At 69.2% G+C, this 25,482-nt stretch carries 24 protein-coding genes; 15 read left to right on the forward strand and 9 right to left on the reverse strand.

Features of this window, described 5'->3' with window-relative positions; all coding sequences use genetic code 11:
* Nucleotides 1-15: 15 nt before the first annotated feature.
* The 5 genes from HUA74_RS14430 (at nucleotide 16) to HUA74_RS14450 (ending at nucleotide 6,328) form a co-directional block, all read left to right on the forward strand.
* The gene (locus HUA74_RS14430) at nucleotides 16-2,664 is read left to right on the forward strand and encodes an LPS-assembly protein LptD (protein WP_174454999.1); all 2,649 of its coding nucleotides are present in this window, start codon (nucleotides 16-18) and stop codon (nucleotides 2,662-2,664) included.
* Nucleotides 2,665-2,723: 59 nt separating this feature from the next.
* Nucleotides 2,724-3,074, forward strand: a complete 351-nt coding sequence (locus HUA74_RS14435; protein WP_015348690.1) for a helix-turn-helix domain-containing protein — start codon at nucleotides 2,724-2,726, stop codon at nucleotides 3,072-3,074.
* Nucleotides 3,075-3,231: 157 nt separating this feature from the next.
* The gene (locus HUA74_RS14440; protein WP_141648736.1) at nucleotides 3,232-4,770 is read left to right on the forward strand and encodes an Ig-like domain-containing protein; all 1,539 of its coding nucleotides are present in this window, start codon (nucleotides 3,232-3,234) and stop codon (nucleotides 4,768-4,770) included.
* Between the two features lie 110 nt (nucleotides 4,771-4,880).
* Nucleotides 4,881-5,597, forward strand: coding sequence for a TetR/AcrR family transcriptional regulator (locus HUA74_RS14445; RefSeq protein WP_174455000.1), 717 nt, complete (start codon nucleotides 4,881-4,883; stop codon nucleotides 5,595-5,597).
* The gene (locus HUA74_RS14450; RefSeq protein ID WP_174455001.1) at nucleotides 5,531-6,328 is read left to right on the forward strand and encodes an enoyl-CoA hydratase/isomerase family protein; all 798 of its coding nucleotides are present in this window, start codon (nucleotides 5,531-5,533) and stop codon (nucleotides 6,326-6,328) included. The genes HUA74_RS14445 and HUA74_RS14450 overlap by 67 nt, the downstream gene beginning before the upstream one ends.
* 18 nt (nucleotides 6,329-6,346) lie before the next feature.
* Here the strand turns inward: HUA74_RS14450 and HUA74_RS14455 are convergent, their stop codons facing one another.
* Nucleotides 6,347-7,345 (reverse strand): M23 family metallopeptidase, encoded by a 999-nt coding sequence (locus HUA74_RS14455; protein WP_174455002.1) that lies wholly within the window; start codon nucleotides 7,343-7,345, stop codon nucleotides 6,347-6,349.
* 307 nt (nucleotides 7,346-7,652) lie between these two features.
* Here HUA74_RS14455 and HUA74_RS14460 point away from each other — a divergent pair, with 307 nt between their 5' ends.
* The 9 genes from HUA74_RS14460 (at nucleotide 7,653) to HUA74_RS14500 (ending at nucleotide 13,520) form a co-directional block, all read left to right on the forward strand.
* Complete coding sequence (locus tag HUA74_RS14460) at nucleotides 7,653-8,213, forward strand: hypothetical protein (RefSeq protein WP_174455003.1); 561 nt, start codon at nucleotides 7,653-7,655, stop codon at nucleotides 8,211-8,213.
* A 9-nt stretch (nucleotides 8,214-8,222) separates the two neighbouring features.
* The gene (locus tag HUA74_RS14465) at nucleotides 8,223-8,990 is read left to right on the forward strand and encodes an endonuclease/exonuclease/phosphatase family protein (RefSeq protein ID WP_174455004.1); all 768 of its coding nucleotides are present in this window, start codon (nucleotides 8,223-8,225) and stop codon (nucleotides 8,988-8,990) included.
* A 140-nt stretch (nucleotides 8,991-9,130) separates the two neighbouring features.
* Complete coding sequence (locus HUA74_RS14470; protein WP_141648730.1) at nucleotides 9,131-9,571, forward strand: phage holin family protein; 441 nt, start codon at nucleotides 9,131-9,133, stop codon at nucleotides 9,569-9,571.
* The gene (locus HUA74_RS14475) at nucleotides 9,561-9,782 is read left to right on the forward strand and encodes a DUF3618 domain-containing protein (RefSeq protein WP_141648729.1); all 222 of its coding nucleotides are present in this window, start codon (nucleotides 9,561-9,563) and stop codon (nucleotides 9,780-9,782) included. Before HUA74_RS14470 ends, HUA74_RS14475 begins: the two co-directional genes overlap by 11 nt.
* A 55-nt stretch (nucleotides 9,783-9,837) precedes the next feature.
* A complete protein-coding gene (locus HUA74_RS14480; RefSeq protein WP_141648728.1) occupies nucleotides 9,838-10,038 on the forward strand; it encodes a hypothetical protein in 201 nt (66 codons plus the stop codon).
* 36 nt (nucleotides 10,039-10,074) lie between these two features.
* Nucleotides 10,075-10,521 (forward strand): hypothetical protein, encoded by a 447-nt coding sequence (locus tag HUA74_RS14485; RefSeq protein ID WP_141648727.1) that lies wholly within the window; start codon nucleotides 10,075-10,077, stop codon nucleotides 10,519-10,521.
* 49 nt (nucleotides 10,522-10,570) lie between these two features.
* The gene (locus HUA74_RS14490; RefSeq protein ID WP_174455005.1) at nucleotides 10,571-10,864 is read left to right on the forward strand and encodes a YtxH domain-containing protein; all 294 of its coding nucleotides are present in this window, start codon (nucleotides 10,571-10,573) and stop codon (nucleotides 10,862-10,864) included.
* Nucleotides 10,865-11,025: 161 nt separating this feature from the next.
* Nucleotides 11,026-11,943 (forward strand): hypothetical protein, encoded by a 918-nt coding sequence (locus tag HUA74_RS14495; RefSeq protein WP_174455006.1) that lies wholly within the window; start codon nucleotides 11,026-11,028, stop codon nucleotides 11,941-11,943.
* A 68-nt stretch (nucleotides 11,944-12,011) separates the two neighbouring features.
* The gene (locus tag HUA74_RS14500) at nucleotides 12,012-13,520 is read left to right on the forward strand and encodes a glycosyltransferase family 39 protein (RefSeq protein WP_174455007.1); all 1,509 of its coding nucleotides are present in this window, start codon (nucleotides 12,012-12,014) and stop codon (nucleotides 13,518-13,520) included.
* Between the two features lie 27 nt (nucleotides 13,521-13,547).
* Here HUA74_RS14500 and HUA74_RS14505 read toward each other — a convergent pair whose 3' ends face one another.
* Nucleotides 13,548-14,417 (reverse strand): hypothetical protein, encoded by an 870-nt coding sequence (locus HUA74_RS14505; protein ID WP_174455008.1) that lies wholly within the window; start codon nucleotides 14,415-14,417, stop codon nucleotides 13,548-13,550.
* Between the two features lie 160 nt (nucleotides 14,418-14,577).
* On the opposite strand from HUA74_RS14505, the gene HUA74_RS14510 reads away from it, so the two are divergent.
* Nucleotides 14,578-17,115 carry an adenylate/guanylate cyclase domain-containing protein gene (locus HUA74_RS14510; protein ID WP_174455259.1) on the forward strand — a complete coding sequence of 846 codons (2,538 nt, stop codon included), beginning with the start codon at nucleotides 14,578-14,580 and terminating at the stop codon, nucleotides 17,113-17,115.
* A 277-nt stretch (nucleotides 17,116-17,392) separates the two neighbouring features.
* On the opposite strand, the gene HUA74_RS14515 is transcribed toward HUA74_RS14510, so the two are convergent.
* The 7 genes from HUA74_RS14515 to HUA74_RS14545 form a co-directional block, all read right to left on the reverse strand.
* Complete coding sequence (locus tag HUA74_RS14515) at nucleotides 17,393-17,761, reverse strand: ferredoxin (protein WP_141648286.1); 369 nt, start codon at nucleotides 17,759-17,761, stop codon at nucleotides 17,393-17,395.
* A 249-nt stretch (nucleotides 17,762-18,010) separates the two neighbouring features.
* A complete protein-coding gene (locus HUA74_RS14520) occupies nucleotides 18,011-18,787 on the reverse strand; it encodes an NADH-quinone oxidoreductase subunit I (protein WP_141648285.1) in 777 nt (258 codons plus the stop codon).
* Between the two features lie 31 nt (nucleotides 18,788-18,818).
* Nucleotides 18,819-20,243, reverse strand: a complete 1,425-nt coding sequence (locus HUA74_RS14525) for a complex I subunit 1 family protein (RefSeq protein WP_174455009.1) — start codon at nucleotides 20,241-20,243, stop codon at nucleotides 18,819-18,821.
* 2 nt (nucleotides 20,244-20,245) lie between these two features.
* On the reverse strand, nucleotides 20,246-22,132 hold the full coding sequence (locus HUA74_RS14530; protein WP_174455010.1) for a 2Fe-2S iron-sulfur cluster-binding protein: 1,887 nt from the start codon (nucleotides 22,130-22,132) through the stop codon (nucleotides 20,246-20,248).
* Nucleotides 22,129-23,388, reverse strand: coding sequence for an NADH dehydrogenase (quinone) subunit D (gene nuoD / locus HUA74_RS14535; RefSeq protein WP_141648282.1), 1,260 nt, complete (start codon nucleotides 23,386-23,388; stop codon nucleotides 22,129-22,131). The genes HUA74_RS14530 and nuoD overlap by 4 nt, the downstream gene beginning before the upstream one ends.
* A 14-nt stretch (nucleotides 23,389-23,402) precedes the next feature.
* Complete coding sequence (locus HUA74_RS14540; RefSeq protein ID WP_174455260.1) at nucleotides 23,403-23,921, reverse strand: NADH-quinone oxidoreductase subunit C; 519 nt, start codon at nucleotides 23,919-23,921, stop codon at nucleotides 23,403-23,405.
* A gap of 180 nt (nucleotides 23,922-24,101) precedes the next feature.
* Nucleotides 24,102-25,385, reverse strand: coding sequence for an adenylate/guanylate cyclase domain-containing protein (locus HUA74_RS14545; protein WP_174455011.1), 1,284 nt, complete (start codon nucleotides 25,383-25,385; stop codon nucleotides 24,102-24,104).
* Nucleotides 25,386-25,482: the final 97 nt, after the last annotated feature.

A 25,482-nucleotide genomic window follows, 5' to 3' on the forward strand; every position in this document is an offset into this window, starting at 1 on the left:
ACCCTGCACCCCTGAATGAGCCTCCTCGTTCCGCTCGCCGCAGCGCTGCTGGTGTCGTCAGCGCAGATTCCGCTCGCCACCCAGGTCCAGCTCCCCTCCGGCGAGACGGTGGAGCTGGCCGCGGACTTCCTCACCTACGAGGCCGACAAGCAACTGCTCACCGCGCGCGGCCACTGCGAGCTGCGCACCGGTGAGATGCTGCTGCGCTCCGACGAGGTGACGTACGACGAGGCGAACCAGGTGGCCACCGCCACCGGCAACGTCATGTTCGTGGGCCCCGACGGCATGGCCGCGGTGGCGGACGACGTGCACGTGGACATCCGCACCTTCGTGGCCACCCTCAAGGGCGGCCTCTTCATGCAGAAGAAGGGTGTCACCCAGGAGGCGCTGCTCACGGCGAAGACGCCCCAGGAGCTGCGTGCGATGGGGGAGACGCCCATCATCCTCAGCGGCTCGCGCATCCGTCGCACCGGTCCCAACGCCTTCGTGGTGGATGACCTGGCCTTCACCCCGTGCGAGTGCGGCCCCGGAACGCCGACCTGGCGCATGGAGGCGAGCTCCGCCAACGTCATCCTCGGCGAGCGCGCCACGCTGACCTGGCCCGTCGTCTACATCCAGTCCGTCCCCATCTTCGCGCTGCCCTGGGTGTATCTGCCGCTGGCGGAGCGACGCACGGGCTTCCTCTTCCCCAGTCCGCAGTTCTCCAGCCTCAATGGCCTCGGCCTGGAGCAGCCCCTCTTCGTCACGCTGGGTCGCAGCTACGATTTGACGTTCACCCCGGGCTACTACCATGGCGCGCTCGTGGAAAAGACGCACGACCCCGATGGCAATTCCGAGACGAAGAACACGATTACCTACGAGGAACCGCGGCCCAACGGCGTGAAGGGCCCCCGGTTGCTCACTGAGTTCCGCTACGTGCCCAGCGAGCGGACGCGGGGGCGCGCCACGCTCGGGTTCCTCTACGACTCGCGGCCCAAGCTGGACCCCACGACCCTCGACTTCTTCCGCTATCCGGTGGATCCGAACGGGATCAGAAAAATCATCGACGCCCCGCGCGGACTGCGAGGAGAGGCTTCCTGGCAGCACTTCCAGGACCTGGGCTCGGGTTGGTACGACCGGGTGGACGCGTCGGTCGTCTCGGACGGCAACTACACCCGCGACCTCACCGCAGACATCCTCGTCCAGGGGCTGGATTACCTGCGCAGCACCGCCACCGTCTTCCGGCGACAGGAGGACTCCTACGCGGGCCTGGACGTCTCCCTGCGCCAGGACATCCGCTGGCCCTACCGCTTCTTCCAGGACAACCGCGTGCCGGCGGAAGTCGACCCGCTGCGGTCGGACCTGCCCTCACCGAGGACCTTCCAGCGACTGCCCGGGCTGGTCCTGTCGCTGCCCGAGCGCCCCCTCCTCGGGGGCCTCACCGGAGGACTGCGCGCGGAGTTCACCCGCCTGGCCCCCATCCATGAAGGCTTCGGGGACGAAGGCGTCGACGGCATCTTCCGACCCAATGGCAACTACCTCCTCCTGGGGGTCGGTGACGCGCCGGACCCCGGTCAATCCAATGCCCTCTTCGACTCGAGGGACCGCGAGGCCAGGGACCGCATCGACTTCACGTCCCGGCTGTCGACGTCGGTGGCGCTGGGGGACGTCGCGCGCGTGACGCCGTCGTTGTCGCTGCGCCAGGACGTGTGGGCCGGTGAGTACTCCGGCAAGTCGTGGCAGCGCGGCTATCCCATCGGCGGGCTCATGCTGGACACGCAGCTGAGCCGGACCTGGACGGGCGCGAAGACGAGCTACCGCCACAGCTTCGCGCCCTCCCTGGAGCTTCGCTACGTGCCGGGAGGGTGGGGGCGGGTGCCTTCGGCGGGCGCCGAGGATGGAGGCCTTGCCCAGCCCTACGACCAGATTGATCGGGCGGTGCCGCTCGCGCTTGATGGCTCCACCCGGGGCTTCCTCCAGGGTGTGCTCGCCGTGGACCAGTCCCTGCGCGTCAAGACGGGCACCCAGGTCCGTGAGCCCCTTCGGCTTCGCATCGGTCAGGGGTTCGACCTGACGCGCTACGTGCCGGCCGCCAACAAGCTGGGAGACCCCGAGCCCGTCCTGCGGGACACCTTCGCGCGACTCAGCGCGAGCGCCGGCGTGTTGAACGCCGGAGGGCTGGTCCGGCTCGACCCCAGGTCTGGCCGCATCACCCAGCTCAGCGCGGACTTCGCCATCGACGACGGCAAGGGCAACGCCCTGTACGCGCGCTACGACGACATCCTCACTACCAGCCGGGAAGCCCTCGCCAAGGGTGATTCCCCCTTCGCCCAGGGTCCCGATACCCTCCGCCGCCCTCTAGATGCCTTGGTAGGCGGTGTATCCCGAGAAACGCCCGGCCTCCCTCCGGCCGAGCGGTCTCAAGCTCTCATCGCGGGTGCGCGTTTGAAGCTCGGATTTGGCCTCGGGGTGCGGTACGAAGCTCTGGTGCAGCCCCTTTACCAAGATCAAATAACCCAAGAGTACAAGCCCCTCGCCCAGCAGACACTGGGCGTGTCGTATGGGCCAGCGTGTGACTGCTGGCGCATCGAAGGGGTTGTGACTCTGCGACGTGATATCGGGTTGGAATTTTCCGATGTGAATGTCAGCGTCGCGGGTGTCGGATCATTCGGTTCGGGCGGCTAGGAATCACCCCATGTGCATGGTGGTTCCACCAACCCCCAAGCAGCCAGGAGAAGTATTTCGTGTCGGACCTCGGAAAACGAATCGGCCAGCGCATCCGCGAGCTTCGTACGCAGAGGCCGGAGCGGTGGACGCAGGAGGAGCTCGCGGAGCGGGCTCAAATCAGCGTCTCTTTCCTTTCCATGATCGAGCGTGGAGAGCGTGTCCCCCACGTGGAAACGCTCGCCGCCCTGGCCAACGCCCTTGGCGTCAGCCTTGGAGAGCTTTTCACCGGAACGGAGCAGACCCTTGCCCAGACGGAGGACCTGCTGCGTCCTCTGTCTGATTTCGCGCGCGCCCGGGGCCTCACGGCACGGGACGTGGACCGCCTGCTGGGGGTCGCCCGGGTGATGTTCAGCGGCACCGTCGCCTGAATTCCACCCCGGGGGGCCCCTCGCCGGACGCAAGGGGCCCATCGGTCTTCCTGTCCTGTCCTTGACTGGACGGTAGGTAGACCGGGAAGATGATGGAAATGCGCTGTGCGCTGCTCGCGCACAGCGTGCTTCCTTCTTCGTCAAGGAGTCGTCGCTGATGCGTCCGGGTCTGGCCTCGTGGATGGCCTTCACGAGCATGGTGTTGTTGGCGTGCTCTTCGCCAGCTCCTGCCACGCTTGAGTTCGTGGATCAGTCTCCGGCTAGGCCGCGACTGGGAGAAATCACCACACTGCGCTTCCGCGCGGTGGACTCGCGAGGCATGGCGCAAGCCGGCACGCAGGTGACTTTCACCCTCCAGTCACCGGTACCGGGTGTTGAGATTTCTCCCACCGAGGGGACGACCAACCCCGGTGATGGACTTGTCTCCATGCAGGTGGTCGCCCGAGGAGGCCGTGTCGCCTCGGTGGTCGTGGTCGCGTCGGCGGGAACGGGTGCGGAGGCCAAGTCGGTCATCTCCCCGGTCATCAGCTTCGCGGGCACCAACTCCAGCTCCCGTCAGCTCACGTTCCAGTGTGGCTCGTGGTCCGGTGATGGTTCCGGTCTGCACCACGCCATTGGCGCCTGGGATGAGGCGCGGCACCTGATCGCCGGCGTGAAGGTGCGCTGCATCGCCCACGTGGGTGATCGCAACGGCGACGGCATCGAGGGCGCGCAGGTGTCCTTCCTCACCGAGGCCGGCACCATTGGCCCCACGGCCACGTCGACCACCGACGTGGTGGGCAACGCGGAGGTCCTCTACAAGACCTCGCTGCCGCTGCCGCAGGACGTGGCGCCGGGCGTGTTCACCTGGAATCCCGTCAAGGACGCCACCCACACGGGTGACTACATCGCCCCGCTGTGGATGGAGCCGTTCCTCTGGGAGAGGAACCCCCTGGCGGCCCATGGGACGCCGGCACAGCCGTTCATCGACCGTGCCGAGCCCGAGCGCGCCGACCCCATCCGCCCGGGCATCACCAACAACCCGCGCGACAACCTGGTCGCCCTCATCGCCCTCACCACGGGCGAAGAGGCGTTCAACGACGACAACAACAACGGCCAGTTCGACACCGGCGAGGACTACGAAGACCTGACCGAGCCCTTCGTCGACAACAACGACAACGGCACCTGGGATGCGGGCGAGCGCTTCGTCGACACCAACGGCGATGGCCGGTGGAACGGCGGCAACGGCGCCTATGACGTGTCCACGCTCATCTGGGTCCAGGAGCGCATCCTCTGGACGGGCGTGCCCCACGGGTTGGACAAGGTGGACACGGTGCGGCAGATCTCCCCGCCGCCGCCGGCGACCAACGTCCACATCGACCACTTCGGCTCAGCCAGCGCCACCTTCCTCGTGTCGGACCCCTGGTTCAACCACATGGCCCAGAACTCCGAGTCGGATGGCTGCACCGGCGGCGCCGAGGGCCCCGTGCAGGTCGACCCGTTCGTCACCGGGATGATTCCGCTCACGTACCCGTCGTACAGCGTGGAGCGCTACCTCATCAGCGACAAGCACGACATCACCCAGGAGCCGCAGCCCTCGCCGTTCCCCGCGCCCGTTGCCTGGAAGACGGAAGCCCTCTGCAAGTACACCGCCGCGCAGCTCGAGGGTCACAAGGTGTTCGTCACCGCGCCCCTCGTCACGGGCGACGTGCTCTAGTCCGCCGTCTCGCGCGGGCCTCCCGGAGAAGTACCCATTGACCCCGGGGGCCCGCGTTCGTAGGGTCCACACCGGCTGATTGAAGAATCAACCGGCCGGTGGAGGACGTCGTGGGCCAGAGCAAGTCGGCGGCGGACAACGGGAATCGCGAGAGCGAGCGCCGCCGGACCATCCTGCGGGCAGCCATCGATGTGTTCGCCCGAAAGGGCTATCACGGCTGCCGCATCGCGGACGTGGCGAAGGAGGCCGGTGTCGCCTACGGCCTCGTCTACCACTACTTCAAGAACAAGGATGAGCTGCTGGAGACCGTGTTCGACACGGGCTGGAGCGGCTTCGTCACGCGCGTGCGCGCGGTGGTGGAGGGGGAGGGGGCGCTTTCGGCCAAGGTGTACGGCGTGGTGGACGTGGCCTTCGAGGCGTACCGGGTGGACCCGCGCGCGGTGAAGGTCCTCATCCTGGAGATTGCCCGCAGCCCAGCGGGTTCCCGCATCAACCGGCAGACGGCCTTCGTGGACGCCATCCGCCTGAGCTCGGAGCTGTTCATCCGGGCGAAGGAGGCGGGGGAGCTGCGCGCGGACACGGACCCGTTGCTGTCCTCCGCGCTCCTGTTTGGCGCCATCGAGATGGGGCTGACGGCGTTCGTGACGGGGCTGGCGGACTCGCGCGACGCGCAGGCCCTGGAGCGGGCGAAGGCGCAGATCGCCGATACCTTCCTTCATGGCGTGCTGGCGGACGCGTCGCCAGGCGCGGAGACCGCCGCATGGAAGCCGGAGAAGCCGTCGTCGGAGAAGTCCTCTACGAAGTCCAAGGCCCCCAAGCGCACCTGACCATCAATCGGCCCAAGGCGCGCAACGCCTTGTCGCCCACGGTGGTGAAGGCGCTGATGGACGGGCTGGAGCGCGCGGAGGCGGACCCCTCCGTCCGAGTGGTGGTGCTCACGGGCGCGGGCGAAAAGGTCTTCTGCGCGGGCGGAGACCTGGGGCAGATGGTGGGCGACGGCGGCTTCCTCGCCACCCACGAGGGGCGCCGCTCCTACGGGAAGCTGCTGACCCGGTTCCAGGAGGCGCGCAAGCCCACCGTGGCGCGCGTCAACGGGCACGCGCTGGCCGGTGGCCTGGGGTTGGTGCTCGCGTGTGACCTGGCCGTGGCGGTGGAGACCGCGGACTTCGGGACGCCCGAAATCGACGTGGGCCTGTTCCCGATGATGATGATGGCGCTGCTGCAGCGCCACGTGGGCCGCAAGCGGGCGCTGGAGCTGGTGCTGACGGGGGACAGGCTCCCCGCGCGCGACGCGCTGGCGCTGGGCCTGGTCAACCGGGTGGTGCCCGCCTCGGAGCTGGACGCCGCCGTCGCGGCGCTGGCGGGGAAGCTGGCCGGCAAGAGCCAGGCGGTGCTCGCCCTGGGCCGGCGTGCCTTCTTCACGGCGGAGGACCTGCCGCTGCCCGCGGCGCTGGAGTTCCTCGCCTCGCAGTTGTCGCTCAACGTGCTCGCGGACGATGCCGGCGAGGGCGTCTCCGCGTTCATGGAGAAGCGCGCGCCGAAGTGGAACGACCGCTGAGCGTCGTCGCCGCCGCGCTCAGGGCACGCCGAGCGCGGTGTCCCCGCTGGCCACGGCGGGCGCGGCGGACGGGAAGAAGTCCAGGCGCAGCAGCGACTCGCCATCCACCCAGATGCCGTCCACCTTCACACCCCAGTGGAGGTGGGGGCCGGTGACGCGGCCGGTGCTGCCCACGAGGCCCAGGTGCTGTCCCTGCTCCACCTTGTCGCCCGTGCGCACCTGGATGCGCGACAGGTGGAAGTACGCGGTGAACAGGTCTCCGCCGTGGTGCACGAGCACCGTCTTCCCAGCGGAGTAGTTGTCGCGCGCCATCACCACGGTGCCCTCGTTGCTGGCCGTCACCTGCGCGCCCGGGTCCCCGTCGATGTCCACGCCGAAGTGCTGGCTGGACAGCTTGCCGTTGAAGGTCCGCCGGTCTCCGAAGGGCGCGGTGATGCGGTCCTGCCGGGGCCAGACGAAGTTCTGCGCGAAGTGCGGCGCGCTGAAGGGCTGGGAGAAGGCCGCCGCGAAGGCCTTCCGGTCCGCGGCGATGCGGGCCTTCACCGAGGCCGGAGGCGCCACGTACTTGCCGGACACCTTCAGCTCGCGCGACGGATAGCCCGGCTCCTCCACGTCCAGCGTCCCCGTCAGCTCCAGCGGCGCGCCGCCCAGCGACGACGGCCCCACCACCTGCACCAGCGCGCTGCCGGGCGCCAGCTCCACCGGGAGGCCCGTCACCGCGAGAAAGCCATCTCCCCACGGGAAGAAGCGCAGCGCGCGTCCCGCGAGTGTGCCCGTGGGCATGCCCGCCATGCCCCGCACCGCGACCATCACCGGGTCGCCGGGCTTCGCCGTGCCGGGCTGGAGCGAGAGCAGGGGGCGACCCTGCGCCGCCGAGGGCGCCTGCACCGAGGAGGCGGGGACGACGACGGCCGCGGGCGTCGGCTCGGCGGCCTGGGCCTTCGCACCGAGGGCGAGCAGTGCGAGCAGCGCGTGGGAGGGCGCGGAATACAACCAGCGGGCGGGGTGCGGAGCCATGAGCGGTCCTTTACACCACGAAGTCCCGGATTCTTCCCAGGGTGAGAAGAGCAGGTGTCGGACGCCTGCCCCTTTCCCCGGGAGCGCCCGCTGGGGTGCCTGCCTGGCGACGTCCGGCCCCTCGGTCCGCGAGCGAGCGGCGCACGCCAGACATTGTCGGCACTTGGACGTCGCAGGGGCCTGGAATCGCGGCCCGGTGGGCTGGAGGGCAGGCAGCCGACTGTCAGCCATGGCGTCAAGCCGTACCGGCGCGCCTCCAGGCTTCCTAGCTTCTGCTCGAACCCAATAACCCTTTGGAGATTCGTGGATGCCTCGTCCCTATAGCTTCGACCATTTCCAGGTACCGAAGACTCTGCCGCAGAGCCGCAGCATGCGCCGGCGGGACAAGGAGCACCTCGCTCAATCCCGCTCGCAGACGGAGGAGCTGGCGGCGCGCGAAGGAGTCCACTACGGCAAGTCCTTCTCCGAGACGGAGGAGAACTTCCACGCGCGACAGATGGAAGCTCAGCTCGAGGAGCTGGCGCGTCAGGAACCCGACGGCAAGTTCTCCCACGGCATGTCGACGCCCGCCCGCGCGGCGTCGAAGCGCGCCTCGCGTGAGGACAAGGTCCGGGAGGACCAGAACAGGAAGCAGGCGTCGAGGGGGGAGCCCGTCATCCGGGGCACCTTGCCCATTGGCGCGCTGCCTCCCACGCGCGAGCAGCCTCCGCGTGGCCGGTTCCCGGACCTCATCGACGATGCGGGGCGCCAGTTGCAGACGCTGCGCGGCGGTCTGGGGGACGCGGTCAAGGCGGTGGCGAGGCTGGCGGCGCTGCCCTTCGAGGTGATCCGCCTGGCGGCGCGGCGCCTCAATCCCCTCCACGGCTAGCGGCGCCCCGTGGAGCTGACGCTCGTCAGTTACAACATCCACAGCGGCATCGGGACGGACGGCCGGTTCGACCTGGGCCGCGTGGGTGAGGTGCTCCGCGAAGTCGGAGCAGACATCGTCGCACTCCAGGAGGTGGGCGACTTCCGCGCGCGCACCTCGCGCGAGGACCAGCCCGAGCACCTGGCGGACATGCTCGGGATGCACATGGCCTTTGGCCCCAACGTGGTGCGCAACGGCCGGCGCTACGGCAACGCCATCCTCACGCGGCTGCCCATCCTCCACTCGAAGAACTACGACTTGAGCGTGGGGCGGCGCGAGCCTCGGGGCGCGCTGCGCTGCGACCTGGACCTGGGCGGGGGACAGCAGCTCCACGTCTTCTCGCTCCACCTGGGCCTGCGGGTGGCCGAGCGTCGGCGTCAGGAGGCGTTGCTCCTGGGCTCGGACATCCTCCGGGACGCCGTGCGCAAGGACCCGGCCGTGGTGTGCGGGGACTTCAACTACTGGGGCAACGGCGCGGTGCCGTCGCTGGTGCGCCAGGCCATCCACGACGCGGCGCTGGAGCTGGGCACTCCCGCACGGACCTACCCCACGCGGTGGCCCGTGCTGCGGCTGGACCGGATTTACGTGGACTCGGGTGTCCGGCCGCTCTCCATCCACCCCCACCGCACGGAACGCAGCCGGATTGCATCCGACCACCTGCCGCTCGTCCTGCGTTTCGCGGCGCCCATCGCCGAGGTGGCGTCGTCCCCCTCTCCACCGGTGGAGCTCATCGGGTAGCGTGGGGGAACGGCGGGCGCGTTGAGTGGCCGACGCTTGCGAACGCCGGACAGAAACGCCGGGAGGAGGTTGTCCCGGAGGGCAGGGGTGCCTAGGTTGGCGCCACTTCTGTGAGGACGTGAGCGCCGGCCGGAGAGTGAATGCACGTGGGGAGCGAACAGACGGAGCGTGGCCTCGCCGCGCTCGTCGGCCGCATGGCGGACAGCTTCAGCCGCCTGGTGACGCAACATCTCCAACTGGCGCGCCTGGAGCTCGCGGAGGACTTGAAGGCCACGGGCATGAACGTGGCGATGATCGCCGCCTTCGTGCCCTTCATCCTGGTGGGGTATGCCTTCGCGTGCGGTGCGCTCGCGGCGGTGCTGTCCGCGTACCTGGGATGGGCCGGGGCGCTCGGGGCGGTGTCGCTGCTCAACCTGGTGGCGGGCGGGGGCGGCATCGCCTGGGCGCTGCAACGACTGAAGGCACGGCGGATGATGGACGACACGGCGGATGAGTTGACCCGTAGCATGGCGGCCCTCTCCACTCCGGCCCCGGTACCCGTGGGCAACCCGCTCTTGAAGGAGTCTTCGAATGGGCGCTAGCAATGGACACCCCAAGCCCGTGGGCCCTCGCACCAGCGCGGGGCTGCGCGAGGACATCGAGCGGACGCGCGCGGAGCTGGCCACGTCGGTGAGCGCGCTGCGCGAGGAAGTGGCGGTCGCCGCGGACTGGCGCGAGTGGGTGCGCCGTCATCCGCACGAGTGCGTGGCCGCGGCCTTCGCGGTGGGATTCCTGCTGGGCTCGCGCCGCTGAGCGCGCGGGCCGACGACTTCGTGGTTTCACCCTTTGAATCGAGGAGAACGCCTTCATGGACATGAACCCGCAGCAGGTGGCCGACCGGGCCCGACAGCTTCAGGACCGCGTGGTGCCGCAGATTGATGAGGCGCGGCAGAACCTGGTCGACATGAACAACCGCGTGGTGAGCTTCATCCGCGCCAACCCCGGGACGTGCCTGTTGGGCGCGGTGGCCGTGGGCTTCCTGGTGGGGCGCATCGCCTCGCGTCGCTGAGTGGCACCGCTGACGCAAACACGAGAGAGGGCACTCATGACGAACTATCCAGGGGCTTCAGGTAACGGCAACCCTTCGTCGCGGGAGCATGGCTCCGACGCGGGGTTCGGCCAGCGGGTGGACCAGATTGGCTCGGAGGCGCAACAGCTCTGGAGCGATGCGAGGGGCGCGGTGGATGACCTGGGACAGACGCTGGACCTGCGGGGCCGCGTGGAGCGCAACCCGTACGGGATGATGGCGGCCGCGCTGGGCGTGGGCTACGTGCTGGGCGGTGGGCTCTTCACGCCGCTGACGGCGCGCATCCTCAAGCTGGGCGTGCGGCTGGCGGCGCTGCCCTTCGTGAAGGACGAACTGCTGGGCATGGCCGAGACGGCCTTCCAGGGTTATCAGACGGGGCGGAGCGTGGTGGGCTCGCCCGCGCGGGAAGGCTCCGCGTCGGCGGATGCGTCCGCCGCTGGGACTCCGCGCCCTCCGTCCTACTAGCGTTTGCTGTCTCATCTCCCCACGACGTAACAGCCTGTTGGAGTCGCGAATGAACCTGAACGCCCTCAAGAAGATGGACAAGGACGACCTGCTCAACCTCATCGGTCTGGAGAGCCGTCGCAGCGCGGCGGAGGATGTGTTGCCGGTGCTGGGCGCCTTCGCGGCGGGCATCCTGGTTGGCGCGGGCCTGGGCCTGCTCCTGGCCCCGAAGGCGGGCAACCAGCTCCGCGATGACCTCAAGCAGCGGCTGCAGAGCGGCCAGGACTACCTGTCGAACACGCTGGGCCGGAGTGAGACGTCGCCCTCCCAGGGTGCGCAGCCGCCGGTGTCTCGCACCGCGTGAGCCTTGCGTCCGTGCGCACAGCGCGGACCGCGACGTGAGGGCCTCCATCCGTGTGCCGCGAGTCGGCGTCGGGTGGGGGCCTTCGTGTTTTCGCGAGCAGGGGCGGCGCCAGGCCCGGATGAGAACGGCTCTGTTCGAGGCAGGGTGTAGACTCCGTTGCCGTGAGTGAGACGACGAAGGGTGGGGCGTTGGGGCCCGTGAGCGCGGCGGCGGAGCCGGAGGCGGCGCTGTCGCGGCTGCGCGCGCTGGAGACGCTCGAGTCGGGCTACGAGGCGTGGCTGGAGTTGAAGGGGGAGCATGCGGCCTCCTCGGCGCGGTTCCGAGAGGAGCGGGAGCGGTTGGATCAGCAAGGCTCCTTCCTGCTGGGCGCCGTGCGCGCGGCGGGCCTGGAGTCGACGTCATCGCCGGAGCCGGGGCTGGTGCCCACGTCGGCGTCGGCGGGTGACTTCCTGCGCGACGCCGAGGAGAAGCTTTCGAAGACGCGCGAGGCGCTCGCGGCGCGCGAGGCCGAGTCCGAGGCGGGCTACTCGGCGGCCTTCGCGGAGATTCGCGCCACCCTGAAGGACCGTGTGCAGCGGCACCTGGCGGTGCATCGTCCGCGCCTGACGTTGCTGCTGCGCCGCGTGGGAACGGAGCGCTCCATCCTCCATGTCGGGCGTGTGTCCGGCGACACGCCCGTGCTGCTGTGCATGCTCTTCACGGGGAGGATTCCGTCGCGGTATGGCTTCCTCCTGGATGATTCGACGGAGGATGTGGCCCTGCCTCCCGCGCCGCTCTATCCGGACGAGGGCGTGGCGTCCGCGGACGTGAGACCGGATGCCTCCGCGTTGGTGGAGCGCGTGCGCGCGGCGGGCGAGGTGCTTCCGGTGAAGGGCATGTTGCCGCTGGCCGTTCCGCGTCCGGGAGGAGGAGAGGACTTCTTCCGACTCCTGCAGCGGGGGGCCGTGCTCGAGGTGGAGGTGGTGGAGGGCTCGACGTTTCGCAACGTCCTTGGCCGCGAGGAGTCCGAGCGCTTCGCGGGGCACCTCTTGCGCCTCAAGCTGGCGGGGCGCATCGACCTGGACATTGAAGCGGGCTGAAGTCGATGGAAGGGACTGGGCTCCCAGCCTTCGAAAATGGCGGCGACCTCTGGTAGACGCGACGCTCCGTGTCCGACGCCAGCCCCTCGAGCCCCAGTCCCTCGCGCCATCCGTGGTGGCCCCTGCTGCTGGTGGGGGCTGGTGCCTGGCTGCTTCGAGTCGCGGGCTTCTTCCACCGGGGCGGCGCGTTGGGCTACCCGGTGGACTACGACGAGGGCGTCTATTTCAGCGCCGCCGCGCTCCTGTCGCAGGGCGTGTTGCCCTATCGCGACTACTTCTTTGTTCATCCTCCAGGCCTGGCGGTGCTGCTGTCGCCCCTGGCCGCGCTCACCCGTGTCTTTGATTCAGCCACGGCCTTCACCGTGGTTCGCTGGTTCATCCCTGTCCTCGGCGCCCTGAGCACGGTGCTGAGCGGACGCATCGCCCAGGAGCGGTGGGGGATGCGGGCGGGGCTCGTCGCGGCGCTCGTGTATGCGGTCTACCCTGAGGCCGCGGCGACAGAGCGAGGCCCGTTCCTCGAACCACTCCTCAACCTCACCTGTCTCGGGATGGCATGGGTGTGGCTTCGCCCGGGTGGGGAAGGTGTGGCTCGGCGACAGGATGGGTGGGCGGGGGTGCTGCTGGCCACGGCCTGCGCCATCAAGCTGACGGCGGGCGTCTGGGTGCTCGCGGCGGTGTGGGCTCGCGGAGCGGCGGGGGAGTGGAGGCGCGTCGTGAGAGTCGTGGGCGCCGCGGTGGGAATGGGCCTGCTCTGGGTCGTGCCCTTCTTCGCGCTGGCGCCCGGTCCGATGTTTGACGGACTCCTGCGCTTCCAGTTGATGAGGCCACCCGATGGAGAGCTGGAGCGCTGGCGTCGGCTCCTCTCGATGCTGGGCGAGGGCCACGTCGGTGTCTCCGTGCTGAGCGTGCTGGGGCTGCTCGTCGTGCTGATGCGCGCTCGGCGGAAGGAGGCCGTCGCCGAGAGGCTCTTCGCGGGGGCCTGGGTCCTCACGTGTGTGACGTTCCTCGCATCCAAGAGCTATTGGGGCCAGTACAACGCGAGCCTGGCCCCGGCCACGGCGGTGCTCGCGGGGCTCGGCGCTTCGTTGCTGCTCGGGTGGGCGAATACGCGCTCTCGCGCCGTCGCCGCCCTCGTGACGGGAGTGGTGGGGATTGCCGCGCTCTCGCCACTGCCGGCCTCCCTCCGAGGCGCGAACCAGAAAGACCGTGGACTTCTCGCGCTGGGGAGCAGCATCCGCGCCGGTGTGCCTGCTGACTCGGCGCTCTGCGTGTTCGAGCCCTCGTGGGGCATCGTCGCGGGGCGACTGCCAGGGATCCCCAAGGGCGCCCCCGTGCTCGTCGACCCCTACGGCCTCATGTTGCACGACGCGCTGGGCGGCACCGAGCGCTTCGCCTCAGCGGCGGCGGCCTTCGAGGATGAGCGCTCGCAGAGAACGATGCTCCCGCTTCTCGCGCGCTGTGACGTCCTGGTCCTCAATGGCCGCGGCGAGTGGCAACTGTCCACGGCCAGCGAGCGCTGGATTCACGAGCACTTCTCACAGGATGGGCCCCTGTGGAGGTCGACCTCCTCGGATTGAGGAGGCCGTGGCACTCGTACCTGGTACTCAGTTCGTCCGGATGATGCCCACGTCGGCGGTGCCCGCGAGCAGCGCGCTGCCGATGAACAGGTTGTTGGACTCCGCGCCGCCCAGGCGCACGGCCTGGAAGATGACCAGGTACGTCTGATTGGCCTTCGGGAAGGCCGTACCCGGAATCGTCACCTGCGCCTCACGGTACGTGCCCGGGACGGCGACGAGCTGGAGGAACTCCACGGGCGTGGTGGGCACGTTGGAGTAGGTGGGCTGGCCCTTCTCTCCGTCCGAGCTCACGGGCACCACGGTGACGAAGCCCAGCGTGCGCTCCTTGTTCCCCGCCGCCGCCGCGCGGTCGAACGTCAGCGCGGTGCCCGAGGCGTGCCGCAGGAAGCCCTCGGGGGGGTGGAACCGGGTGATGGCCTCCTGAATCGGCGCGTCGTCGACCTGACCCACGTAGCGCGTGCCGTTGCGCGAGGCGATGAACTGGTACGTGGCGCCGGACTGGTAGGCCAGCTCCGGGTCGCTCCCGGCCACGTTGGTGCGGCTGTAGCTGCCCGAGCCATCCTCCGTCAGAGCCGTGGCCTGGCCGCCCACCGGCTGCAGCGTGGCAGTGGCGCCGGACACGCCCGAGGGCTGCGAGTTCTCCCCGGACTTGGTGCCGAAGAAGACGACCGCCGCCGTCTGAGCGGGCAGCGAGATGACGTCGCCCCCATCCGGGATGACCGTCCCGGCGTCGAAGCCCGCGAGCGCCAGGGCGCTGATTTCCACCTCGGGCGTGGCCAGGAGGGTGCCCACCATGACGTGGTCGGCGGTGAGCTGGGCCCCCGTCTTCTCCAGGTCGCACGCCAGGGGAGCAAGGGAGAGGGCAGCGACGGCGGCGGACAAGAGGAAGCGTTTCATCGGAGTTCCCGGGTTGCGACGAGTCGGCCGAGCATAGCAGGCACGTGCGACAAGCCCCGCGCACTCGGCATCTCGGGGTATCCTCCGGGCACTCGTGCAAGGACACCGCGTTCACTCCGCGAGCCGGCGCTTCTTCAAGCGGCTCGGCTTCTCCCTGTCCATGGCCGCCTTCTTCGGCTGTGTGCTGGGGATCCTCGTCTATCTGCGGGCACCCCAGCCGGCGGCGCCGCGAGGAGACTCGCCCTCGTGGATGCCCTCGGGCGTCGTGGAGATGGCGCAGGGCTGGCTGGAAGGCCTGGAGCGGCGCACCTACGACTGGCGCGTGCTGGAGCTGGGCGCGCGCTCGGAGCGGCCGGACGAGGCCGTGGTCGTCGCCATCGACGATGAGACGCTCGCCGAGGCCCGGCAGGACGACAGGCCCGGCGTCGCCACCCAGCCCTGGCCCCGGCAGCTCGTGGGCGCCATGGCGCACCGACTGGTGGAGGAGGGGGCGCTGCTGGTGCTGCTGGACCTGCCGTTCCCCGAGCTGAGCCCGAATGCCTGCGTCAATCCGAAGCTGTCACCCGGCGCCATCTCCAGCGACGACGCCTCGTTCCGAGAGTTCCTGGAGCGAGACTCGGGCAAGGCGCTGCTGTCCTTCTCGTGGGAGTCGCAGGGCTCGCGGGTGCTGCCTCCCGCCAGCCGCCTCTGGCCCTACCGGGTGAAGGTGGGGACGTTCCCCGGCACCTCCGAGGCGCGCGCGAAGGCGCAGGCGGTCCTCGCCGTGCAGCGGCCCGCGTTCGTCATCCCCGCTGGAAGTCAGGTGGAGGTCTGGGGTGGTGCCTCGGACGAGGCGGATGCGCGCGAACTCGGGACTCGGCTGGGCTCGCCGGGGGCCGCTGTCGCGGAGCGCCGTGCGGCGGACGACACGTTCCGCATCGGCCCGACGGAGCTCTTCGTCTCGCTGGCGGAGGTGCAGGTGGTGGGGTTGGACCCCGCGAAGCTGGTGGAGGTCCGTCAGCTCCAGCACCCGGTGGCGCCGCTCATGGGCGGTGGCGCGGGCTATGGGGCCGCCACCCTGACGACGGACCCCGACGGTGTGGTGCGAGGAATCCCTCATCTGGTGGCGTACACGGCGAGGGATGGGCGTCATGTGCTGCCCTCGTTGCCGCTCGCGGCGGCGATGCGGCTGGCCAATACGCGCTCGCTTCGCTACGCGGACGGGCGTCTGCACGTGGGAGACGCTTACTCGGTGCCGATGGACACGTCGGGCTTCAGCCTGATGCGTTGGGACGCACCGACGGCGGGGCGGGGCTCTCGCGGCTCCCTGGCGCGCTCCATCCGTGCGTGGAACGTGCTGCTCAATGTCTTCGACGTGGCGGACGAGCGCCCGGCGCGCTTCGACAACGATTTGGAGGGCCGCACCGTCGTCCTCACGCGCACCGCGGGCGAGTCAGGCCACTTGCGGCCCACGCCCATTGGTCTGGAGACGCCGGGGGGCGCGATTCTGGGGCAGGCGCTGGCCAACATCCTGCGCTCCGAGGGCATCTCGCGCGCACCAGCGGATTACGACCTGGGGCTGACGGTGGGCCTCGCCTTCCTGGGGGCCTTCCTCGCGCTGTCGCTCAGCTTCCTCCTGCGTTCGCTGCGGGGCGCGATGCTGTACCTGAGTGGCCTGGCCCTCGCGGGTGCGGGCTACACGGCGGCTGCCTTCTACGTGTTCATCGAGCAGCGGCTCTGGGTGGCGATGGCGGGCCCGCTGCTGGCCATGGTGGGGGCCTTCGCCGTCACGACCGTCTACGCCTTCCGCAACGAGCAGCAGATTCGCGACTTCGTGCAGACGGCGCTGGGCCGCTACGTCAGCCCGGAGGTCGCCCGGCTGGTGACTCGGGACTTGAGCCTGATGCGCCCCGAGCGCCGACGGATGTCGGTGTACATCTGCGACATCGAGGGCTTCACCCGCTTGTCGGAGGGCATGACGCCCGAGCAGCTCGTGGGCCTCTTCAACGAGTACCTCCTGGAGATGGCGGCGGTGGTGCGTTCCACCGCGGGGCAGGTGGACAAGTACATCGGCGACTCGGTGATGGCCTTCTGGGGCGCGCCGGTGCGCACCGAGCGCCACGCGCATCTGGCCTGTGAGGCCGCGCTGAAGATGCGCGCGGTGCTGGCGGAGAAGCAGGACGCCTGGGAGAAGAAGTACGGCCGCCGTCTGAGCTTCCGCGCCGGAGTGGATACGGGCGAAGTCGTCGTCGGCGACATGGGCAGCGAGTTGAAGTCGAACTACACCGTGCTCGGCGACGCCGTGGGCATGGCCGCCCGGTTGGAGTCGCTGAACAAGGTGTACGGCACCTACGTGCTGGTGGGGGACGGCACCGTGTCGCTCGCGGGCGACAACTACGTCTTCCGCGTGGTGGACCGGGTGCGACTCAAGGGGCGCGCGGAGCCGCTGCGCGTGCACGAGCTGGTGGGGCGGAAGGGTGAAATCACCAGCCCGCAGCAGGAGCAGCTCGCCCTGCACGAGAAGGCGCTCACCGCGTACCACCAGCGACGCTTCGCGGAGGCACACGCCCTCTTCGAGCGCTCCGCCACCGAGTTCAAGGACACCGTCTCCTCCGTGTATGCCGCCCGCTGCGCCCGTTTCATCGTCACGCCGCCGCCCGCGGAGTGGGACGGGGTGCACGGCGTGGAAGAGGGTGAGCACCTCGCTGTCGCGGCGTGAGGGGCTTCGCCAGCGGACGGCGCTCGCGTGCCGCGATGGAGCGCGAGGTGCTCCAGCGGACGGTGCGCGCGTGTCGCGATTGTGCGCGAGACGCTTCAGCGGACGGCGCGCGCGTGTCGCGATTGTGCGCGAGGCGCTCCAGCGGACGGCGCGCGCTCGCCACCATGCATGGGGCGTGAGGCGCTCCAGCGAACGGCGAGCGTTCGCTGTCGTGGCGTGAGGGGCTTCGCCGCCGGACGGTGCTCGCGTTCCGCGCTGGATCGCGAGGTGTTCCGCGTCAGCCGTCGTCGGGGTCCGGCGTGTCCGGCTGGCCGAACAGCTCGCTCACGGGAGCGTCCTTCGCGATGTGCTCGTTGACCACGCGGCGCATCTTCTCCGGCGTCATCTCCGAGTAGTACACCTCGCCGTCCCAACCCATGAGCTGGTAGTCCTCGGGCGACAGCGGGTCCCTCTTGCGGCCCGTGTCCTCGCGGACCACGACGTTGGGCCCCATGTGGCAGAAGCCGTAGCAGCCGCCCCGGTACAGCTCGCAGCGCGGCACCAGGCCCTGCTCGGACAGCGAGTCCCGGGCGGCGGCATACACACCATCCGCGCCGCCGGCCTTGCAGGTCGACCCTTTGCACACGGACAAGCGGTAGCGCTTCATCGCCAAGACACCACCCACCCTACGGAGTCCACGCCCCGAGCGAAAGCAGCCAGCCCCCACCTTCGTGTGCCAGGCCGCACTCCACACCGTCCCGGGGACGAAAGCCCGGACGCCAGACGCCAGGGCCATTGAAGAGCTGCAACGTCATCACCCGCACCCCGAAATGAGACCGGCCCGCCTACCGCTCGAGGAGCGGGGAGGCGGGCCGGGGCAGCTACACATCCGTACGCGCGGAGCGCGCGGATGGATCTACTTGAGGAACTTCGTCACCTGGATGGGGCCCTGCTGTGTGACGACGGTCTGTCCGTGCGTCACGACGGCCTTGCCGTGCCCACCCTGGTGGTCGTGCCCCGCGCCCAGCTGCGGCGTCTTGAGCTGCACCAGTCCCTCGCCAATGCGCGTGTGGGCCTCCTTGTGCGTGTGGTGCGGCTCCTCGGAGCCTTCGCGCTTGTTCCACGGATCCGAGGGGTGCGAGACGGCCGGCCCCTTCAAGAGCTTCGGGATGTCGTAGACGAAGTTCTGCCGCGTGTACTCGGAGGGCGTGTGCATGTACGTGTCCATGCGGATGGCGTCCTTGGGGCACGCGTCCACGCACAGGCCACACACGATGCAGCGCAGCTCGTCGATGACGAACTGGGTGGGGTACTTCTCGATGACGCGCGACTCGCCGTCAGCGTCCGTCTCCTCGTACTCACCCGCCTCGATGTAGATGCACTGCGCCGGGCAGATGGTCGCGCACATGTAGCAGGCCACGCAGCGCGGCTTGCCGTCCTCGCGCGGAACCAGCCGGTGCAGACCGCGGTAGCCCTCCGGGTAGATGGGCTTCTCCTCGGGGTACTCGACCGTCGTCATCAGGCTGGTGCCCGTGCGGTCCTGCACCTGCGTGTTCGTGTCACGCGTGCCGAAGAGGTTGCGGAAGAAGTGCTTGGTCGTGATGGCCAGACCGTGCAGCAGCCCCGGGATGTACATCCGCTCCCGGATGTCCGTGCGGGGGTCCTGGGTGACCTTGGTAACCTTGATGGCCATGATGGTGTCTCGATTCCCGGTGCCCTAGGGCCTAGTGCGAAGACGTCGCGCTCGCGTGGGACGGCAGCCCATGCGCGTCGTGCCCGTGGTCATGGCCATGGGCTCCATGCGCGCCGTGCGCACCGCCCTCCGCCGCTTCTGCCTTCTTCGTCATCGTCAGCACCACCAGCACGCCGATCTCCAGCATGCCCACCACCGCCAGCGCCCGCAGCGACGGATCCCACAGCACCAGCGCACCCGAGACGAACACGTTCACCAGGGCCAGCGGCAGGAGGATCTTCCAGCCCAGCGTCTGGATCTGGTCGTAGCGGAAGCGGGGGAAGGTCCAACGAATCACCAGCTGCACCCAGATGAGGAAGACCACCTTCACCCAGAACACGGTGCCGAGCAGCGTGCCGTACAGCCAGCCGTGCTCCTGCATCAGCGGCTGGCTCGCCAGCCACTCGCCGCCGAAGGGCAGGTGGTGGCCGCCGAAGAACAGCGCCGTCGTCACGCCGGCCAGCACCACGACCTCCACGAACTCGGAGATCATGAACATGCCGAACTTCATGCCGGAGTACTCCACGAAGTAGCCGATGATCTCCGACTCGCCTTCCGGCACGTCGAAGGGCGCGCGCTTGGTCTCCGCGAAGGACGCGGCGAAGAAGCCAATGAAGCCGATGGGCTGCAGGAGGAAGCCCCACGCCGGCACGCCGAAGTCGAACCCGCCTTCCGTGCGCCACAGGTACTGCGCCTGGCCCGTGGCCTGCGCTCCGGCGAGGCCCAGCTCACCGACGATCGCGGGCAGCTGCAGCGAGGAGAACGCCATGAACAGGCCGATCAGCGACAGGCCCAGCGCCACCTCGTACGAAATCATCTGCGAGGACGCGCGCACGCCGCCCAGCAGCGCGAACTTGTTGTTGGAGGACCAGCCCGCGAGCGCCGTGCCGTAGACGGCCAGGGACGCAATCGCGAGCAGGTACAGCACGCCGAAGTCCGGCGTGGCGACCACCATGTCCACGCGGTGACCGAACACCGTCACCGAGGGGCCCGCGGGCACCACGGCGAACAGCGCGAACACCGGCGCGAAGGCGAGGATGGGGCCCAGCTTGAACAGGAACCGGTTCGCGGTGCCGGGGATGAAGTCCTCCTTCGTCAGCATCTTCAGCACGTCCGTGAGGATGTGCGGGATGCCGGCGAGGGAGCGGTTGCGCAGGCCGGGCAGGTCGATGCGCGCGCGGTTGGGGCCCACGCGGTCCTGCATCAGCGCGCTCCACTTGCGCTCGGCGAGCGTGAGGAGCGTGGCGATGATCATCACGAAGACGAGCATCAGGAAGATGATGTTCGACAGCCGGCTCGCACCCGGGAAGAGGTGCTTCTCGGCCAGGCCGGCCACCACATAGGCCGCCGCCGAGACACCCGCGAGCGTCGCGACGATGAAGCCCGTCGCGAAGAGGACAGTCAGTACGCGCTTCATCGCTAGATACCCCTCACCCGGGGAGAACCGAACTCACGGTAGCCCGGAGGACGCCCATCGGCGCCGGTGGGCAGCGGATTGATACCCGGCTTCTCCCGGTCCGGCGGAGAGGCCTTGTCCCAGTTGAACTCGGCGAACTCGGCCACCTTGCCGGACAGCTCGCGCCACACGTCGCGCGCGGAGGTCCAGGCCGGCGCCTCGCCGCCCACTTCGCGCGTCAGCTCCGCGACCCACTTCCAGCCCGGAGTCACGTCGCCCTTGGGCGGGTACGCCTTGCGGAAGCGCTGGGTGATGCCGTCCATCTGCGTGAAGGAGCCCTCGTCCTCGACGTGAATCGAGGCGGGCAGGAGCACCGTCGCCTGCGCCGTCACCGGCGACTCGTTCTTCTCCTGCACCACGAAGACGTCCAGCTTGGAGGCGGCCTTGGCGAAGGCCTCCACGTCGCCCGGCACCTCGGTGCCGATGGCGTAGAGCGCCTTGACTTGACCCTTGTCCAGGGCCGTGGTGAGCGCCTCGAAGGTCTCCACCTTCAGGCCCAGGCCCTTGGCGATCCACTCCAGGCCCTTGCGGTTGGGGTTCTTGTCCGCCGTCTTCAGGAAGTGGTCCGCCTTGCCCGCTGGACGGCCGCCCACGTAGACGGTGGAGATGCCCAGCGTGGCCTTCGCGAAGGTGAGGCCCGCCAGCAGCTCCTCGTTGGAGGACACCGGCGAGGCGAGCACCGCGAGCTTGCCACTGCCCACCAGCGGCTTGAGCGCCTTGGCGGCGGCCTGAGCGGCCTCCTTGCGCGTCACCACCGGAACGACCTCGGAAGCGGCCTGGACCGTGGCGCGGCCAATCCTCGCCTGGAGCACGCGGCCCAGGTTGAAGGACTTGTACATGAGCCGGCCCTGGTCACACATCCAGCTCTTGTTGATCTCCTCGTTCTCACGAGGACGGATGCGGTAGGTGTCCTGCGACATCCAGTCCGCGTACGTGTTGCAGCCCTTCGCGCAGCCCGTGCAGATGGACGGGGTGGCGGAGAGGAACCACGCGCGCGCCTTGAAGCGGAAGTCGCGGCTGAGCAGCGCGCCCACCGGGCAGACGTCCACGGTGTTCAGCGAGTAGTCGCTGTCCAGCTCGTTGCCCGGGAACACGTCGATGCGCTCGTGGCTGCCGCGGCCGAACACGCCCAGCTGCGGCTCCTTGGCGACTTCGTTCATCACGCGCACGCAGCGGGTGCACATGATGCAGCGCTCCTGGTCCAACACGACGCGCGGCCCCAGCACCTTGCGCTTGTTCTTCAGGGCCTTGCCGCCCTCCAGGCGCGAGGGGCGGTAGTCGTACTTCATGTAGTAGTCCTGCAGCTTGCACTCACCGGCCTGGTCGCAGATGGAGCAGTCGACCGGGTGGTTGAGCAGCAGGAACTCCATCACCGAGCGCTGCTGCTCCTTCACCTTGGGCGTCGTCGTCTTCACGACCACACCTTCGGCGAGCGGCGTCTGGCACGCGGGCACCATCTTGGGCGCGTTGGACGCCTCGATGAGGCAGATGCGGCAGTTGGCCGCGATGGAGAGGCGCGGGTGGTAGCAGTAGTACGGAATCTCCGAGCCGACCGACTTGGCCGCCTCGATCATGTTCGTCCCCGGCTTCACGACGACTTCCTTGCCGTCGATGGTGCAGGTGACGAAGCCCGGGTTCTTCGGCGCGGGCTTGGGCGGCGGGCCCGGGGGGGCGGCGGCCTTGGGAGGCGCAGTGACGCTGCTGGCCGCCGCGGGGGGCGTGTCCAGCTTCGCGCCGGCCGGAGGGTTGGAGGGCTCGGGACCGATCTTCGCCGCGGGGGTGTCCGTGGGCGCGCCCTTGGGGGGCGGCTGCGCATCACCGGTCGGCTTCTTCGTGTCGTCGTTGCTCACTGCTCGACCTCGCCGCCAATCATGTTGATGGTGTCAAACGTGGGGATGAGGTCCGCCAGCATCTTCCCCTCGATGATATGGGGCACCGCCGCGAGCACCGGGAAGCCCGGGGCGCGCACATGGACCTTGTACGGACGGCCGCGCCCGTCGCTCACCAGGTACCAGCCCAGCTCGCCGTTCGAGGCCTCGGTCGCGTCGTAGCACTCGCCGGGCGGCACCTGGATGCCCTCCATGACGAGCTTGAAGTGCGCCATCACGCCTTCGATGGTGCCGTAGACCTCCGGCTTGGGCGGCAGCGCGATGCGCCAGTCATCCACGATGATGGGGCCCGCGGGGATGGTCTCCAACGCCTGGCGGATGATGCTGATGGACTGACGCATCTCCTCCATGCGGACGAGGTAGCGGTCGTAGTTGTCGCCGTGCTCGCCCACCGCGACGCTGAAGTTGAAGCGCTCGTAGACCCAGTACGGGTGCGCCTTGCGCAGGTCGTGGTCGATGCCGCACGCGCGCAGCGCCGGGCCCGTCCAGCCGTAGTCGATGGCGTCCTCGGCGCTGATGACGCCGGTGTTCTTGGTGCGGTCCACGAAGATGCGGTTGCGCGTGAGCAACCCGTCCATCTCCACCAGCAGCTCCTCCGTGCGGGTGAGCGTCTTGTGGACCTTGTCCGCCCAGCCCTCGGGCAGGTCGCGGTTGATGCCACCCACGCGGCCGAAGCTGGTGGTGAGGCGCGCGCCGGTCAGCTCCGTGACGCGGTCCTGGATGAGCTCGCGGGCCTCCATGCCGTAGAGGAACGGCGCGAAGCCGCCCATCTCCAGGCCGGTGGCGCCCACGCACGTCAGGTGGTCCGTCAGCCGGTGCAGCTCGCTGCCGATGACGCGGATGTACTGGGCGCGCTCCGGAATCTCCAGGCCGATGAGCTTCTCCACGGCGTTGAGGAAACCGAAGTTGTTCATCATCGCGGACAGGTAGTTGAGCCGGTCCGTGTACGGCAGGCACTGCGTCCAGGTGACGTTCTCGCAGCTCTTCTGGAAGCCGCGGTGCAGGAAGCCAATCTCGGGGTCGATCTTGACGATGGTCTCGCCGTCCAGCTCCACCTTCAGCCGCACGGTGCCGTGCGTGGCCGGGTGGGACGGGCCCATGTTGATGACCATGTGCTTGCTTTGGAGGTGGGCCTCCAGCTCCGAGCCCTCCGGCGGCAGCGAGCCGTCGGTGTCCGGATTGTGGCCCTTCGCATCAAACGTGTGGCTGTCGGCCATGGTGTCTGTCGTCCTCAGGAGTGCCCGCTGGTGCCGGGACCGCGGAAGATGTCCTTGATGGGGCGCTCGGGGATGAGCGGCTGCCGGTCTCGCAGCGCGTAGTCCTTGCGCAGCGGGTGGCCCTGGAACTCGTCGTACAGGAGGATGCGGCGCAGGTCCGGGTGGCCCTCGAAGCGGATGCCGTAGAAGTCGAAGGTCAGGCGCTCCCACCAGTTGGCGCCCCGGTACACCGGCACCAACGTGGGGATGACCGGCTGGTGCTCGCTCACGCGCACCTTGAGCCGCACGTGCTCATGGCGCTTGAACGAGTAGAGGAAGTAGACGACCTCGAACCGAGGGTCGTTCTCCGCCAGGTGCAGCCGGTCCACGCCGTCGATGGAGCCGAAGAGCTTGAACTCCAGCTCCGCGTCGTCCTTGAGGAACGCGGCGACCTTCGGGAGCGAGTCGGGATGGATCACGGCCCAGGCGCCACCGGCCCGGTCCACATAACGCTCCACCACCGCCTCGGGAAAGTGGGCGGAGACCCTGTCCAACGCGAAAGTGCTCAAGGGGGACCCAATGACTGAGGGAGAAGAATCCGCGGCTTTATAAGGAGCCCAGAAGGGGGGCGTCAACGTAAACCCTCAACCATGTAGGCCACTTAGGAAGCCCAGAAGCCCGCGTTGCGCACGCGGCGTCCGAGCGGGCGTGTGGATCGGTGGAAGGGGAGGAATTCAGGCCGCCGAGCCCGGGGAGCCGACGAGGGCGGGAGCCGTCGCCAGGGGGACGAAGGTGGCCACCGGCCGACTCTTGCCGGGCACGAGCGCCTGGGTGATGGCCTCCCAGTGGAAGAGGGGGCCCGCCTGGTCCCGGGTGGCCTCCGAGACGAGCACCGGGACGCCCACCCGCTTGGTCAGCCCCTCAATCCGGCTGGCCAGGTTCACAGTGTCGCCAATGGCGGTGTAGTCCAGGCGCCGGGCGGTGGAGCCGATGTTGCCCAGGATGACGGGGCCGGTGTGGACCCCCACCCCCATCCGCAGGGCCGGAGCCCCCTGGAGCGCCCGGTCCGCGTTGAAGTCCTCCAGCTCCCGCACCATCGCCAGGGCGCAGCGCACCGCGCGCTCGGCGTGCTCGGTGTCCGCCAACGGGGCCCCGAAGTACACCATGAGTGCGTCCCCGATGAACTTGTCGAGCGTTCCTCCATGGCGGAATACCACCTCCACCATCCGGCCGTAGTAGGCGTTGAGGAGCGTGACGACCTCGCCCGGGGGGAGCCGCTCGCTCATCGAGGTGAAGTCGCGGATGTCGGCGAAGAGGACGGTCACCTCGCGCAGCTCCGGCTCCGGGGAGGCGAGGCGCTGGAGTCGCTCGGCGACGGCGGGGGCGAAGTAGCGGCCCAGGCGGGCGCGCTTGAGCTCCTCTTCCGAGACGGCGGCGGAGAGCGCGCGGATGCGGTTGAGCAGGTGGCGGGCGCCGGCGGCGGCCACGGAGAGCATGACCACCGAGGCCAGTTGGGCGCCGATGCCGATGCCGGCCTGGTGCTGAAGCGCCATCTCCGCGACGGCGGCGAAGGCGGTGACGACGAGCGTCACGGTGTTGCGCAGCGACAGCGCCGCGAGGATGACCAGCACCGCGAAGATGCCGAGCGTGAAGCCGGCGACGCCCCCGGGGGAGGGAGACACCGGAATCGCGTGGCTCTGGAGCCAGTACACCGCCGGCACGTCGATGAAGGCCACGGACAGGCCGGCCCAGCGCACGGCGCGAGGCGAGCGGGCCACGGCCACCCACACCGCCGCGGTGCAGAGCCAGTAGACGGAGAGGGGGCGGAGGTACTCGACCCAGTCCGCCTTGCCCACGCCCAGGCCCAGACAGGCCGACATCACGAGCATGACGGTGACGGCGACGAAGCGAATCCTTGAGAGCTGGCGCGCGTTGCGTCGCCGCTCGTCGTCGAGGGCCCGGTTCACCGAGTCCTGGATGCCTTCTGGCGCGTTGGACCTCAGGCCCTCACCCCCCATCCCAGGCTCCACGGGTCGACTTCCGCAGCACGCACATCTTGCACCGTCTGGACCGCGCTCGCACCTTCCGGGCCGGAAAGGGTCCTTGCCTCGCGAG

This window comes from Myxococcus sp. CA051A (assembly GCF_013336705.1).
In the GTDB taxonomy this organism is placed as follows: Bacteria; Myxococcota; Myxococcia; order Myxococcales; family Myxococcaceae; genus Myxococcus; species Myxococcus llanfairpwllgwyngyllgogerychwyrndrobwllllantysiliogogogochensis.